Consider the following 13803-nt stretch of genomic DNA (forward strand, 5'->3'; position numbering starts at 1 on the left):
GTCACCGCACGCTGTACGGCGCCACCACGACCTCCACGCGCTGGAACTCCTTCAGATCGGAGTAGCCGGTCGTCGCCATCGACTTCTTCAGCGCGCCGATGAGGTTCGCGGTGCCGTCGGCCACCGGTGCCGGGCCGTAGAGCACCTCTTCGAGCGAGCCGACCTGCTCGACGGCGACGCGGCGGCCGCGCGGGAGCTGAGCGTGGTGGGCCTCGGGTCCCCAGTGGAACCCCTGGCCGGGGGCATCCGTCGCGCGCGCCAGGGCGACGCCGAGCATGACCGCGTCGGCGCCCATGGCGAGCGCCTTCACGATGTCGCCGGACGTGCCGACGCCGCCGTCGGCGATGACGTGGACGTACCGTCCGCCCGACTCGTCGAGGTAGTCACGGCGGGCCCCGGCGACATCGGCGACCGCCGTGGCCATGGGAGCGTGGAGGCCCAGCGTCGCGCGCGTGGTCGAGGCGGCACCGCCGCCGAAGCCCACGAGCACGCCCGCGGCACCGGTGCGCATGAGGTGCAGGGCCGCGGTGTAGGTCGCGGCGCCGCCGACGATCACCGGGACGTCGAGGTCGTAGATGAACTTCTTGAGGTTCAGCGGCTCGTCGACGCTCGAGACGTGCTCGGCCGACACCGTGGTGCCGCGGATGACGAACAGGTCGACGCCGGCGGCGACGACGGTCTCGTACAGCTCTTGCGTGCGCTGCGGGGTCAGCGAGCCGGCGACGGTGACGCCGGCCGCGCGGATCTCGGCCAGACGGTCGCGCACGAGCTCGGGCTTGATCGGCTCGGCGTAGAGCTCTTGCATGCGTCGGGTCGCCGACGCGTCGGGCAGCCCCGCGATCTCGGCGAGCAGCGGCTCGGGGTCGTCGTACCGCGTCCAGAGCCCTTCGAGATCGAGCACGCCGAGTCCGCCGAGCTGACCGAGCATGATGGCCGTCCGAGGGCTCATGACCGAGTCCATCGGGGCGCCGAGCACCGGGATCGAGAACTGGAAGGCGTCGATCGACCACGCGGTCGACACGTCCTCGGTGTTGCGGGTGCGCCGCGAGGGCACCACAGCGATGTCGTCGAACGCGTAGGCCCGACGGGCGCGCTTGGCGCGGCCGAGCTCGATCTCCATGGTCACTCCTCCAGCCTACCGGCCGGTCCGGACACGACCGCCGGACCGGCCGTCCGCTCAACGGGCGCGCGCGACCCGCTGCTCGTCCCAGACGGGCTCATTCGACTCGTAGACGCGTCCGTCGCCGCCGAAGACGACGAAGCGGTCGAACGAACGAGCGAACCAACGGTCGTGGGTCACCGCGAGCACCGTGCCCTCGAAAGCGGTGAGCGCGAGCTCGAGCGCCTCGGCCGACGTGAGGTCGAGGTTGTCGGTGGGCTCGTCGAGCAGCAGCAGCGTCGCACCCGACAGCTCGAGCAGCAGCACCTGGAACCGCGCCTGCTGACCACCCGACAGGCTGTCGAAGCTCTGCTCCGCCTGGCGGACGAGCCCATAGCGGTCGAGCGCCGAGCTCGCGGCATCCCGCGGCATCCCGGCTCGGCGATCGTCGCCCCGATGCAGGATCTCGAGCAGCGTGCGGCCGGTGAACTCCGGATGCCGGTGGGTCTGGGCGAACCAGCCCGGGACGACCCGCGCGCCGAGCGTCACGGTCCCCGCGTGCTCGACCGGCTCGAGGGCGGAGCCGACGGCGGTGACGTGTCCGAGCAGGGCGTCGGGCTCCGTGCCGCCCGCGGCGAGGAGACGCAGGAAGTGCGACTTGCCCGAGCCGTTGGAGCCCAGCACCGCGACACGGTCGCCGAACCAGACCTCCAGGTCGAACGGCCGCATGAGGCCGACGAGTTCCAGCCCGTCGGCGACGACCGCGCGCTTGCCGGTGCGCGAGCCGCGCAGGCGCAGCTCGAGGTTCTGCTCGGCCGGCCGCTCCTCGGGCGGCCCGGCCTCCTCGAACCGGCGCAGCCGCGTCTGCGCCGCGCGGTATCGCGACGCGAACTCGTCGCTGGCCGCGGCCTTCGCCTTCATATCGGCGACGAATCTCTTCAGCTTCGCGTGCTCCTCGTCCCACCGGCGGCGCAGCTCGTCGAGCCGGGCCATCCGGTCGTCGCGGGCGCGGTGATAGGTCTCGAAGCTCCCGCCGTGGACCCAGGCGGTGCTGCCCGCTCCCCCGGCCTCGAGAGTGACGATGCGGTCGGCGGCACGGGCGAGCAGCTCGCGGTCGTGCGAAACGAGCAGAACCGTCTTCGCCGTCTCGCGCAGGCGGTCCTCGAGCCAGCGCTTGCCCGGGACGTCGAGATAGTTGTCGGGCTCGTCGAGGAGCAGCACCTCGTCGGGCCCGCGGAGCAGTGCCTCGAGAGCGAGCCGCTTCTGCTCGCCGCCCGAGAGCGTCGTCAGCTCGCGGTAGCGCGCCCGCTCGAACGGCACACCGAGGGCCGCCGTCGTGCAGGTGTCCCACACCGTCTCGTACTCGTAGCCGCCCGCGTCGGCGTAGTCGGCGATCGCGGCGGCGTAGCGCATCTGGGTGTCGAGCTCGTCGGACGCGATGACGGCGTTCTCGGCGTCGTCCAGCTCACGGGCCGCACGACGGACACGATCGGGCGCGACCGAGATCAGCAGGTCGTGGACGGTCTCACCGGCGCCGCCGTGCCCCACGAACTGGTCCATGACCCCGAGGCCGCCGTCGATCTGGACGACACCGCCGTGGGCCGCGGCATCCCCTCGGATGATGCGCAGCAGCGTCGTCTTTCCCGCGCCGTTCTGCCCGATCAGCGCGGTCGTCGAACCCGCGCCGACGCGGAACGTGACCTCGTCGAGCAGCGGCCTGCCGTCGGGGAGGGTGTACGAGACACCCTGTATGTCGAGCGATCCCATCGTGGACCGGGCCTTTCCGCTCCACTGCGGAGCCGACCAGGCTATCGCACGCCGGGGCGCGCTCGTGCGCGCGCCCGGACCGCGGCGAGTGGGATGCTGGCGGCATGACACGCATCGTGATCGTCGGCGCGGGCATCATGGGCCTCGCCACCGCGTGGGCCCTCGTCCGCCGGGGTGAGCGCCCCCTCGTCCTCGAGCGCTTCGGGCGGGGGCACACCCACGGCGCGTCGCACGGCGCGACCCGCAACTTCAACAACGCCTACGCCGACGCGCACTACCTCGATCTGCTGCAGCGGGCCCGCGACGGGTGGGACGCTCTCGGCGAGGTCGACGGGGAGCCGCTGCTGCGACGGCACGGGCTGGTGACGCACGGCGTCGGCAGCGACCTCGGCGGCGGCGCCGACGACGGCGACGGGCTTGAGACGATCGCGCGGAGCCTCGGCGCGCGCGGCATCCCCGCGGAGATGCTGTCTGCTGTGGAGGCGGGCGCGCGGTGGCCGGGGATGCGATTCGAGACCGACGTCCTGTACTCGTCGGACGCCGGCGTGGCGCGGGCGTCGGCGGCGATGCTCGAGCTGGAGCGCCGCGTGCAGGGCGGCGGCGGCGAAGTGCGCTGGGGCGCGCCTGTCGCCGGCATCGAGGATCTCGGCGAGCGCGGCGCGCGGGTGCGGCTGGCGAGCGGCGGCGAGGTCGACGCGGATGTCGTCGTCGCGACGGTCGGCGCTTGGACCGAGGGCCTGCTGCCCGGCATCCGCTTGCCCCGCCTCACGGTCACGGAGGAGACCCCGGCGCATTTCGCTTCGACGACCGGTCCCTGGCCCTCGTTCAACCATCGGCTCGACCCCGCGCGCTACCCGGCGCCGGTGTACGGGATGCCGACGCCGGACGAAGGGGTCAAGGTCGGGTTCCACCGCGTCGGGGACGTCGTCGATCCCGATGCGCGCCCGCACCGGGTGACGCACCACGAGACGCTCGTCGAGTACGTGCGGGAATGGATGCCGGGGCTCGACCCCGAATCCGCCGTGCACCTGTCGTGCACCTACACCTCGACCGACGACAGCGCCTTCGTGCTGGATCGCGTCGGCTCGGTGGTGGTGGGCGCGGGATTCTCGGGCCACGGCTTCAAGTTCGCGCCCGGTGTCGGCGCCACTCTGGCCGACCTCGCGCTGGATGCGACGGCGCGCGCAGCCGCGCCCTTCCGGCTGCCGGCGGGGTGAGTCCGGGTCCGGCGGGCTGCGCGAAGTTCGGAGAATGACGCGAAACTCGGACCGATCGGCTCGATCGCTCCGATACCGACGAAACTGTCCGAAGTTCACGGGCGGTCCCTGCGCAAGCCCACTTACTGCCGCAGGTGGAGCCGTTGGGCGAGGGCACGCTGGAGGGTGCGCTGGACGGCGGCCCGCTCATGCACGGCCTGCCGGTAGGTGAAGCGCAGCACCGTGTAGCCGCGCAGCCGCAGCTCGGTGTCGTGGGCGACGTCTGCGGTGCGCTGCGCACTCGAGGCGTGGAACGCGAATCCGTCGACCTGAACGACCAGCGCCTCGCCAATGAGGCCGTCGACGAATCGACCGGCGACCTTCGCCTGCTGCACGACAGAGATCCCGCGTGCACGCAGCGGCGCGAAGACCAAGGTTTCGAGGCCGGAGTCAGACAGCCCCGTGACCGCGCCGGCGAGATCGCGCGCCGCGACCGCCGGCCACGGCACAGCCCGGAGGGTCTCGGGCGCGAGGGCCTCGGTGCGGGCGGCCGATTCCCACACCACGAGCGCGTCCTCCCGCGGCAGGCACTGGGCGATGTGGCCAAGCGCATCCTCGATGCCGGCTTGCAGATCAGTCCGCGCCACCGGGCAGAGCGGGCGGGTCCAATGCACCATGATGTCGGCGTCGATCCCCGTGGACGACGCGTGCGGCAAGAGGTGCACGTGATGCTTCGACGAGATATCGTCGGGCAGCCACCACCCGCGCCGCCGCGCGAGCGAGACGCAGGTCAGTCTTCCGCCGGCGGACGCCGCACGGAGGTCTCCCGGTACCCCTGCAGAAACGCACCAGGCGCGGCGAACCATCCGCAAGCCGCCCGAAGCGACCGCGTCGCGGATCAACCGCACGGAGAACCCCGCGGCGAGCACCTCACTGCGGTGCGCGATGCCACCGGCGCCCTCGACCCACCGGGTGACATCGGATGCTGTGGAACGGCGAGGCATCCCGTCATCCTTGTGCGGCGCCGCGGCCCCGCGGCATCCCTCCCCGGTTCTGGGGAAACCCCTCAGCCCTCTCGCCCTGGGGAGGAGGACCCATACCGGTCGCGCTTCGGAGAATGCGACGAAGGTCGGACGATCTGGAGCGATCGATCCGACCTTCGTCAGAATCTCCGAGCTTCGCGCGCGGGCGCGCGCGGATCAGCGCTTGTAGTTCGGGGCCTCCACCACGATCTGGACGTCGTGGGGGTGCGACTCCTTGAGCCCGGCCGAGGTGATGCGCACGAACTTGCCGCGAGCCTTCAGCTCTTCGACGGTGCGCGCGCCCACGTAGAACATCGACTGACGCAGGCCGCCGATGAGCTGGTAGGCCACGGCCGACACGGGGCCGCGGTAGGCGACCTGACCCTCGATGCCCTCGGGGATGAGCTTGTCGTCGCTCGGGACGTCGGCCTGGAAGTACCGGTCCTTCGAGTACGAGGTCTTCTTGCCGCGGGTCTGCAGCGCGCCGAGCGACCCCATGCCGCGGTACTGCTTGAACTGCTTGCCGCCCTGGAAGACGATCTCGCCCGGCGACTCGTCGGTTCCGGCGAGCAGCGACCCGAGCATGACCGAGTCGGCGCCGGCGACGAGGGCCTTGGCGATGTCACCCGAGTACTGCAGACCGCCGTCGGCGATGATCGGGATGCCGGCTTCGCGCGCGGCCAGCGACGCTTCGTAGATCGCGGTGACCTGGGGCACGCCGACACCCGCGACGACGCGCGTGGTGCAGATCGAGCCCGGACCGACGCCGACCTTGACGGCATCCACACCCGCGTCGATGAGCGCCTGCGCACCCTCGCGGGTCGCGACGTTGCCGCCGATGACGTCGATGTGCTCGAAGGATGCATCCGCCTTCAGGCGCTTGACCATGTCGATGACGCCCGCGGACTGCCCGTTCGCGGTGTCGACGACGATCACGTCGACGCCGGCGTCGCGGAGAGCCTCGGCCCGCTGCCACGCGTCGCCGAAGAAGCCGATGGCCGCGCCGACGCGCAGGCGCCCCTGGTCGTCCTTCGTCGCGAGGGGGTACTTCTCGCTCTTGTCGAAGTCCTTGATCGTGATGAGACCGGCGAGCTTGCCCTCCTCGTCGAGGAGGGGGAGCTTCTCGACGCGGTGGTGGGCGAAGAGTGCGATGACCTCGTTGGCCCCGATGCCGACGCGACCGGTGACGAGGTTCTCGCTCGTCATGACGTCGCGCACCTTGGTGGTCTGCCGCTCGAAGCCCGAGACGAAGCGCATGTCGCGGTTCGTGACGATGCCGAGCAGGTGCCCCTCGTCGTCGACGACCGGCAGGCCCGAGATGCGGTACTGCCCGCAGAGCGCGTCGACCTCTTCGATCGTCGCGTCGGGGGTCGTCGTGATCGGGTCGGTGATCATGCCCGACTCGCTGCGCTTGACCCGGTCGACCATCGCCGCCTGCTCCTCGATGGAGAGGTTGCGGTGGATGATGCCGATGCCGCCCTCACGCGCGATCGCGATCGCGAGGCGCGCCTCGGTGACGGTGTCCATCGCGGCCGACAGCAGCGGGGTGGCCACGGTGATGCGCCGCGTCACGCGCGACGACGTATCGGCCTCGGACGGGATGACGTCGGTGTGCCCCGGCAGGAGCAGGACATCGTCGTAGGTGAGGCCGACGAATCCGAACGGGTCGTTGTAGTCGCTCATGCGCACTCCTTGGAAGTCTCAACGATTCTAAGCGCCCGGCGCCGCGCGGCATTCCCTCGCCCGAGATCCGCGAAACGACACACCGCATTCGTTGTTGCGCACCGGAAACACGCAAGCAACAATCAGCGCATACGTTCAGGTGTCGCCGAAGCCACCAGCAGAACCGGTACCTCTCGGCGTTCGTCCACTTATCTCAGGAGGTGCCAGTGGCGATCACTTCGATGACGCGCGCTGCTCGTCGCCCGAGGCGCATGTTCTCGACGTTGATCGCCGGCCTCCTGGCCGTCGTGGCGTTCCTGGGCATCGCCTCCCCCGCCATGGCCGCAGGAGACGACGTCGAGTCGTTGCCCTTCACGATCGCGGGCAACGTCCGCACCGGTGGTGAACCCGTCGAGGGTGCCACCATCGTCGTGACCGGCGGCGACTTCGAAGCCGAAGGCGAGACGAACGAGAGAGGCAGCTTCTCGATCGGCGTTCCGACGAAGGATGTCGCGTACACCGTCGAACTCGTCGAGGACAGCCTCCCCTCGGGGGTGACCGTCCCGGAGGGCTTCGAGTCGACGCTCGAGGTGGAGTTCGGCGCGACCAGCACGATCACGCGCAACTTCACGCTCGAGGCGGCCGAGCGGCAGACGACGAGCTTCGTCGACCAGCTGCTCTCCCGCGCCGTCAACGGCCTGAACTTCGGCCTCATGCTGGCCCTCGCCGCGATCGGCCTCTCGCTCGTGTTCGGCACGACGGGCCTGTCGAACTTCGCGCACGGCGAGATGGTCACCTTCGGAGCGCTCGCCGCGCTGCTCTTCTCGGCCGGGTTCAGCCTGCCGATCTGGATCGCGATCCCGTTGGCGGTCGCCGTCTCGGCGCTGTTCGGCCTGACGATGGATGCCGGCCTCTGGCGGCCGCTGCGACGCCGCGGCCTCGGCACCGTGCAGCTCATGATCGTCTCGATCGGTCTCTCGCTCGCGCTGCGCTACATCTTCCAGATGTTCGTCGGCGGCGGGACGGCCCAGCTCCCCGGCGGCTCGACCTCGGTCATCCCCGGGCTCGGCCCCATCCGCCTCACCCTCACCGACGTGATCAGCATGGGCGTCTCGCTCGTGGTCATCGCCGGCTTCGCGTGGTGGCTCATGCGCACGCGCATCGGCCGCGCCACGCGGGCCGTGTCGGACAACCCCTCGCTCGCCGCCGCCAGCGGCATCGACGTCGATGCGGTGGTCCGGGTCGTGTGGGTCGTCGCCGCGGCGCTCGCCGGCCTGTCGGGTGTGCTGTGGGCCTACTTCCGTCCGGGCATCAAGTGGGACATGGGCACCAGCATCCTGCTGCTCATCTTCGCCGCCGTCACGCTCGGCGGCCTCGGAACCGCGTTCGGTGCGCTCGTGGGCGCCATCATCGTGGGGCTCCTCGTCGAGGTCTCGACGCTGTGGATCCCCTCCGACCTCAAGTACGTCGGCGCGCTGGTCGTGCTGATCGTCATCCTGCTGTTCCGCCCGCAGGGTCTCCTCGGGCGCCGAGAGCGAATCGGATAGGCATCGTGAACTTCCTTCAGATCCTCAGCAACACCGCGGCGCAGATCCTCGCCCCGGCGACCCTCGGGTACATCCTCGCCGCCATCGGCCTGTCGGTTCACTTCGGCTTCGCGGGCCTGCTCAACATGGGCGTCGCGGGCTTCATGGCGATCGGCGCCTACGGGTTCGCGATCTCGATCCTCACCTTCGGGCTCGCCTGGCCGGTGGCGGCGCTCATCGGTCTCATCGCCGCCGTGGTCTTCGCGCTCGTGATGGGCATCCCGACCCTGCGGCTGCGCGGCGATTACCTCGCCATCGTGACGATCGCGGCCGCCGAGGTGCTGCGCCTGCTCTTCCTCACGTCGGCGTTCCGCAACCAGACGGGATCGGCCGACGGCCTCTCGGGCTTCCAGGCCGGGTTCCGCGCCAGCAACCCGCTTCCGCCCGGACGGTGGGGCTTCGGGCCGTGGACGTACCAGTCCGACCAGTGGTGGGTCATCATCGTCGGATTGATCACGATCGCGATCGTCGTCGCCCTCGTCTGGCTGCTCATGAGCAGCCCCTGGGGGCGCGTCATCCGCGGCATCCGCGAGGACGAGGACGCCGTGCGCTCGCTCGGCAAGAACGTCTTCGCCTTCAAGATGCAGGCGCTCATCGTCGGCGGTGTCATCATCGCGGCCGGCGGCATCGTCACCGCCATGGGCACCAACGTCAACCCGAACGTCTACGTCACCTCGCAGACGTTCTACGTCTGGACGGCGCTGCTGCTCGGCGGCGCGGCCACCATCTTCGGCCCCGTGCTCGGCGCCGTGCTGTTCTGGGTGGTGCGCGCGTTCCTGTCGAACCTGCTGCCGGCCCTCGTCAACATCGGCTGGCTGCCGTTCCTGACCACCGAGCAGAGCCAGATGCTCGTGTTCGTGCTGGTCGGCGTCGCGCTCATGCTGCTGGTGATCTTCCGCCCGCAGGGCATCCTCGGAAGCAAGAAGGAGCTGACCTTTGTCCGCTGATGTCGTACCCCCGACGCCGCGCCCCAAGGCGACCGGCCTGCACAAAGACGATGGCAGCGGCGAGGTCCGCCCCGGCGTCGCGAAGAACGACCCGATCATCGTCGCCGACGGCGTCAAGCGCGTCTTCGGCGGCCTGACCGCCGTCGACGTCGAGCACCTCGAGATCCCGCGCGGCGCGATCACGGCCCTCATCGGCCCGAACGGCGCCGGCAAGACGACCCTGTTCAACCTGCTGACCGGCTTCGACAAGCCCAACGCGGGGTCGTGGTCGTTCGATGGGACCAACCTCGCCGGCATCCCCGCCTTCAAGGCCGCTCGCATGGGTCAGGTGCGCACGTTCCAGCTGACGAAGTCGCTCGGCCTGCTCACGGTGCTCGAGAACATGAAGCTCGGCGCTCCGAAGCAGAAGGGCGAGGGGATCCTCGCCGGCATCCTGCCCTTCCTCTGGCGCAAGCAGGAGGCCGAGATCGAGGAGAAGGCGCGCGGCCTGCTCGCCCGCTTCAAGCTCGACGCCAAGGAGAAGGACTTCGCCGCGTCGCTCTCGGGCGGACAGCGCAAGCTCCTCGAGATGGCCCGCGCTCTCATGAGCGACCCCGTGCTCGTCATGCTGGATGAGCCGATGGCCGGCGTGAACCCCGCGTTGACGCAGTCGCTGCTCGACCACATCCTCGACCTGAAGGACCTCGGCATGACCGTCGTGTTCGTCGAGCACGACATGCACATGGTGCGTCACATCGCCGACTGGGTCGTCGTGATGGCCGAAGGACGCGTCGTCGCCGAGGGCCCGCCCGACACCGTGATGCAGAACCCCGCGGTGATCGACGCCTACCTCGGCGCACACCAGGACGTCGACCTCGGCGTCGTGACGGGCCGGCACGCCGGCGAACTGCCGCCCGAGGCGGAAGAGCTCGTCGAGACGGTTCACGAGCTCGACCAGGCGATCGACGAGGCGCCGACGACGGATGCCGCGGGCACGACGGATGCGGCAGGCGCCGTGGATGCCGAGAAGGATGGGGACCGCAAGTGACCGAGAACGTCGTCGAGCTGTCGGATGTGCACGCTGGCTATCTGCCCGGGGTGAACATCCTCAACGGCGCGAACCTCACCGCGGCTCCCGGCGAGCTCGTCGGGATCATCGGCCCCAACGGCGCCGGCAAGTCCACGATGCTCAAGGCCATCTTCGGGCAGGTGAAGGTGCGCTCCGGCTCGGTGAAGCTGAACGGCGAGGAGATCACCGGGCTGCGTGCCAACAAGCTCGTGTCGAAGGGCGTCGGCTTCGTGCCGCAGACGAACAACGTCTTCCCGAGCCTGACGATCGCGGAGAACCTGCAGATGGGGGCGTATCAGCGACCGAAGGTCGTCGCGGAGCGCACCGACTTCGTGACATCCATCTTCCCCGACCTCGCCAAGCGCCTGCAGCAGCGGGCCGGATCGCTGTCGGGCGGCGAGCGCCAGATGGTCGCGATGGGGCGCGCGCTGATGATGGATCCCTACGTGCTGCTGCTCGACGAGCCCTCCGCGGGCCTGTCGCCGTCGCGCCAGGACGAGGCTTTCCTGCGGGTGTCGGAGATCAACAAGGCCGGCGTGACGACGATCATGGTCGAGCAGAACGCCCGACGCTGTCTGCAGATCTGCGACCGGGGCTACGTCCTCGACCAGGGCCGCGACGCCTACACGGGCACCGGCCGTGAGCTGCTCAACGACCCCAAGGTCATCGGCCTGTACCTCGGCACGCTGGGGACCTGAGCCCGCCTCGCCTGATTGGGGGCGATTCCTCCCCCGCGAGAGATGCGCGCGGGCGACGCACAAGGCGTGGGCGTTGAGCCCCGCGGGGCGGACTACACCGGGAGAATCGGGGGGATGCCGCGACTCCCGGAACCTCTGCCTGACGCCCTCGGCGAAGCGTTCTCGTGCGCCGATGCGTCGGCCGCGGGCGTATCGCTCAAGCGTCTGCGTGCCCTGGATCTCGACATCCCGTTCCGCGGGGTGCGCCGGAGAGCGGGAGCCGGGGAGGCCGCGGCGACCGGCCCGCTCGCCGAGGATCACGCTGCGCGGCAGCGGGTGCTCGACCGCGCGCGGGCGTATGCCCAGATCATGAGCGGACACGCCTTCTACTGCGGGCGCACAGCCGCGGTGCTGTGGGGAACGGGTGCTCTGCCCTCCGGTGAGCTCGAGGTCGGGGTCGTCGCGCCGGAACGCGCGCCGCGGCGGCGCGGCATCCGCGGACGTCAGCTCGCGCCGACGCACGTCGAGGTGAGGACTCTCGGGGGCCTGCGGCTGTCGTCACCGGCGTCGACGTGGGCAATGCTCGGGCGGGACGCCGGCGTCCGCGAGCTGGTGCGGATCGGCGACGCGCTCGTGCGGGTGCCGCGCGGCGATCGTGGCCGGCGCCGCCCCGAGGCGCGGCTGTGCACGGTGGATGAGCTCGCCGAGGTGGTCGCCTCCGGGAGGCGCGTCGGTTCCGCGAAGCTCGTCAAAGCGTTGAGCCTGGTCCGCGAGGGGGCGATGTCTCCGCTGGAGACCGACTTCCGGCTCGCCGTCGTCGGGGCGGGGCTGCCCGAGCCGCTGCTCGACCGGGAGATCCGCGATGGCTCGGGGCGGCTGGCGGGGATCGCGGATGCCGTCTGGCCCGAGTACCGCGTCATCGCCGAGGTCGAGGGCGACCACCATCGCACATCGCGGAGCCAGTGGGCGCGCGACATCGAGAAGCACACCGCCTACGTCGCTCTCGGCTTCGAGGTCGTGAGGCTCACGTCCGCGCACATCCGCCCCACCGGCTCCGCGGCGGTGGCGCTCGTGCGCGGTGCCCTTCGGCGCCGCGGGTGGTCTCCCCCGAACTGACCCCGCGCTTCACCTGGCAGCTCACGCCCACACACGCGCCAGGAGTGGGCACCAACTGCCAACCCACGCGCGAGCGCGAGCCCACCCAGGGCTCACCTGGCAGCTCGCGCCCACACACGCGCCAGGAGCGGGCACCAACTGCCAACCCACGCGCGAGCGCGAGCCCACCCAGCGCTCACCTGGCAGCTCGCGCCCACACTGGCGCCAGGAGCGGGCACCAACTGCCAACCCACACCCCGAGCCCGCCCCACGGCGCGCACGACGAAGGGCCCCGGCCAGGAGACCGGGGCCCTCGTGCGCGGGGATCAGCCGACGCGGACGAACTCGTAGTTGTTGTCGTCGCCGTACTCGAAGACGCCGATGGATGCCTCCGTCGGGTCGCCCACCTCGTTGAAGGTGATCGGGCCCGAGACACCGTCGTAGTCCGCGGCCTCACCGGCGATGATCAGGTCGGCGCACTCCGCGAAGGTCGTGCACTTCGTGCCTTCGCCCGAGCCGCCGGAGACCGCCTGCAGGTTCGCGGCGACGTCGGGGCCGGCCGTCGATCCGGCCTGCAGCGCCGCGAGGGCCAGCAGCACGACGGCGTCATACGACTCCGGCCCGTAGGTGAAGTCCTGCAGCTCGGCGTTGCCGGCACCGGTCCAGAACGCCTGCAGGTTGTCGCGGAAGGTTGCGATCGACGCGGGGTCGACGGCGGGGTAGGTGCCCTTCGCGCCGGCCATGGTGCCGGCTTCGAAGTCGTCGCCGAAGTTCGCCAGGTTCCCGTCGACGAGGTACAGCTGCTCGGGGGCCACCTCGGCACCGATCAGCTCGGGGATGATCGTCTTGACCTCTTCGAACGTGATCAGGGCGATCGCGTCCGGGCCGGCTGCGAGCACGTCCTCGACCTGGGCCGAGAAGTTCGTGTCACCGGTGTTGTAGAGCGAGGTCGCGACGACCTCGCCGCCGGCAGCCTCGAAGGCGGCCTTGGTGAAGCACGCGAGGCCGGTGCCGTAGGCGTCGTTGAGGACGATCATGCCGAGCGTCTCGTTGCCGTCGGCGCCGATCAGGTTGCCGAGCACCTCGCCCTGCAGGACGTCCGAGGGAGCGGTGCGCCAGTAGAGCCCCTTGTCCTCGTAGCCGGTGAAGGCGGCCGAGGTGTTCGCCGGCGAGAACTGGATGGCGTTGGCGGCGATGACCTGGTCGATGAACTGCAGCGACGTGCCCGAGGACGCCGCGCCGATGATCGCCGTGGCGCCTTCGCCCAGCAGTCGCGGGATCTCCGTCTCGTACGCCTTGTTGTCGGTGTCACCCGAGTCGCCCTGCTTGAGGTCGATCGTGATGCCCTTGCCCGCGGCGTTGATCTCCGATGCGGCGAACTCGGTCGCCGAGATCTCGGGCGGGCCGAGGAAGGCGAGGTTGCCGGTCACGGGCAGAGCCGTGCCGATCGTGTAGGTGAGGTCGGTGCCGGGACCGGTGGAGGTCGAGGTGTACTCGGGGGTGTACGACGCGGGCTCGGCCGCTTCGCAGTCGATGGGGAAATCGGCCGAGGAGTTCCCTTCGGCGTCACCCGATGCAGCCGGTTCGCTGCCTCCGGCACAGCCTGCGAGGACGAGGGCACTCGCGCCGATCACGGCGATACCGCCGAGGACCTTCGCGGTGCGGGAACGGGTGAGAACGCCCATTGTGCTCCTTGATGAGTGG

At 70.5% G+C, this 13803-nt stretch carries 11 protein-coding genes; 6 read left to right on the top strand and 5 right to left on the bottom strand.

The genetic code is table 11. The annotated features are described in order from the left end of the window. Position 1: 1 nt before the first annotated feature. Together P6897_RS13420 and P6897_RS13425 are read right to left on the bottom strand one after the other, a co-directional pair. Complete coding sequence (locus P6897_RS13420) at positions 2-1120, bottom strand: GuaB3 family IMP dehydrogenase-related protein (protein ID WP_112617902.1); 1119 nt, start codon at positions 1118-1120, stop codon at positions 2-4. Between the two features lie 57 nt (positions 1121-1177). Next, positions 1178-2866 carry an ATP-binding cassette domain-containing protein gene (locus P6897_RS13425; protein ID WP_274179347.1) on the bottom strand — a complete coding sequence of 563 codons (1689 nt, stop codon included), beginning with the start codon at positions 2864-2866 and terminating at the stop codon, positions 1178-1180. Between the two features lie 104 nt (positions 2867-2970). Here P6897_RS13425 and P6897_RS13430 point away from each other — a divergent pair, with 104 nt between their 5' ends. Further along, complete coding sequence (locus P6897_RS13430) at positions 2971-4083, top strand: FAD-dependent oxidoreductase (RefSeq protein WP_274179348.1); 1113 nt, start codon at positions 2971-2973, stop codon at positions 4081-4083. Between the two features lie 122 nt (positions 4084-4205). Here the strand turns inward: P6897_RS13430 and P6897_RS13435 are convergent, their stop codons facing one another. Both P6897_RS13435 and guaB read right to left on the bottom strand, forming a co-directional pair. Next, positions 4206-5066 carry a DUF559 domain-containing protein gene (locus tag P6897_RS13435; RefSeq protein ID WP_282501466.1) on the bottom strand — a complete coding sequence of 287 codons (861 nt, stop codon included), beginning with the start codon at positions 5064-5066 and terminating at the stop codon, positions 4206-4208. Between the two features lie 195 nt (positions 5067-5261). After that, positions 5262-6767: an IMP dehydrogenase gene (guaB, locus tag P6897_RS13440; protein ID WP_094261156.1), complete on the bottom strand. Its 1506-nt coding sequence runs from the start codon at positions 6765-6767 to the stop codon at positions 5262-5264. A 251-nt stretch (positions 6768-7018) separates the two neighbouring features. Between guaB and P6897_RS13445 the strand changes: the two genes are divergently transcribed. The 5 genes from P6897_RS13445 to P6897_RS13465 all read left to right on the top strand — a co-directional run bounded on the left by P6897_RS13445 (position 7019) and on the right by P6897_RS13465 (position 12120). Beyond that, complete coding sequence (locus tag P6897_RS13445; RefSeq protein ID WP_274179350.1) at positions 7019-8293, top strand: branched-chain amino acid ABC transporter permease; 1275 nt, start codon at positions 7019-7021, stop codon at positions 8291-8293. Between the two features lie 5 nt (positions 8294-8298). After that, the gene (locus tag P6897_RS13450) at positions 8299-9279 is read left to right on the top strand and encodes a branched-chain amino acid ABC transporter permease (RefSeq protein ID WP_269268837.1); all 981 of its coding nucleotides are present in this window, start codon (positions 8299-8301) and stop codon (positions 9277-9279) included. A 37-nt stretch (positions 9280-9316) separates the two neighbouring features. Next, a complete protein-coding gene (locus P6897_RS13455) occupies positions 9317-10306 on the top strand; it encodes an ABC transporter ATP-binding protein (RefSeq protein WP_240309641.1) in 990 nt (329 codons plus the stop codon). After that, positions 10303-11025 (top strand): ABC transporter ATP-binding protein, encoded by a 723-nt coding sequence (locus tag P6897_RS13460; RefSeq protein WP_091503903.1) that lies wholly within the window; start codon positions 10303-10305, stop codon positions 11023-11025. Before P6897_RS13455 ends, P6897_RS13460 begins: the two co-directional genes overlap by 4 nt. A gap of 114 nt (positions 11026-11139) precedes the next feature. Beyond that, positions 11140-12120, top strand: a complete 981-nt coding sequence (locus tag P6897_RS13465) for a hypothetical protein (RefSeq protein ID WP_282501467.1) — start codon at positions 11140-11142, stop codon at positions 12118-12120. Between the two features lie 305 nt (positions 12121-12425). Here P6897_RS13465 and P6897_RS13470 read toward each other — a convergent pair whose 3' ends face one another. Further along, entirely contained in the window at positions 12426-13784 is a 1359-nt protein-coding gene (locus tag P6897_RS13470) for an ABC transporter substrate-binding protein (RefSeq protein WP_112617893.1), read from the bottom strand. Positions 13785-13803: the final 19 nt, after the last annotated feature.

The sequence above is a fragment of the Microbacterium sp. BDGP8 genome (assembly GCF_029991045.1).
GTDB classification, from domain to species: domain Bacteria; phylum Actinomycetota; class Actinomycetes; order Actinomycetales; family Microbacteriaceae; genus Microbacterium; species Microbacterium plantarum.

Excerpts from the sequence above, each read along its gene's own strand:
- P6897_RS13420 (WP_112617902.1), bottom strand. The coding sequence starts at position 1,120 with ATGGAGATCGAGCTCGGCCGCGCCAAGCGCGCCCGTCGGGCCTACGCG.
- P6897_RS13425 (WP_274179347.1), bottom strand. The coding sequence starts at position 2,866 with ATGGGATCGCTCGACATACAGGGTGTCTCGTACACCCTCCCCGACGGC.
- P6897_RS13430 (WP_274179348.1), top strand. The coding sequence starts at position 2,971 with ATGACACGCATCGTGATCGTCGGCGCGGGCATCATGGGCCTCGCCACC.
- P6897_RS13435 (WP_282501466.1), bottom strand. The coding sequence starts at position 5,066 with ATGCCTCGCCGTTCCACAGCATCCGATGTCACCCGGTGGGTCGAGGGC.
- guaB (WP_094261156.1), bottom strand. The coding sequence starts at position 6,767 with ATGAGCGACTACAACGACCCGTTCGGATTCGTCGGCCTCACCTACGAC.
- P6897_RS13445 (WP_274179350.1), top strand. The coding sequence starts at position 7,019 with ATGTTCTCGACGTTGATCGCCGGCCTCCTGGCCGTCGTGGCGTTCCTG.
- P6897_RS13465 (WP_282501467.1), top strand. The coding sequence starts at position 11,140 with ATGCCGCGACTCCCGGAACCTCTGCCTGACGCCCTCGGCGAAGCGTTC.
- P6897_RS13470 (WP_112617893.1), bottom strand. The coding sequence starts at position 13,784 with ATGGGCGTTCTCACCCGTTCCCGCACCGCGAAGGTCCTCGGCGGTATC.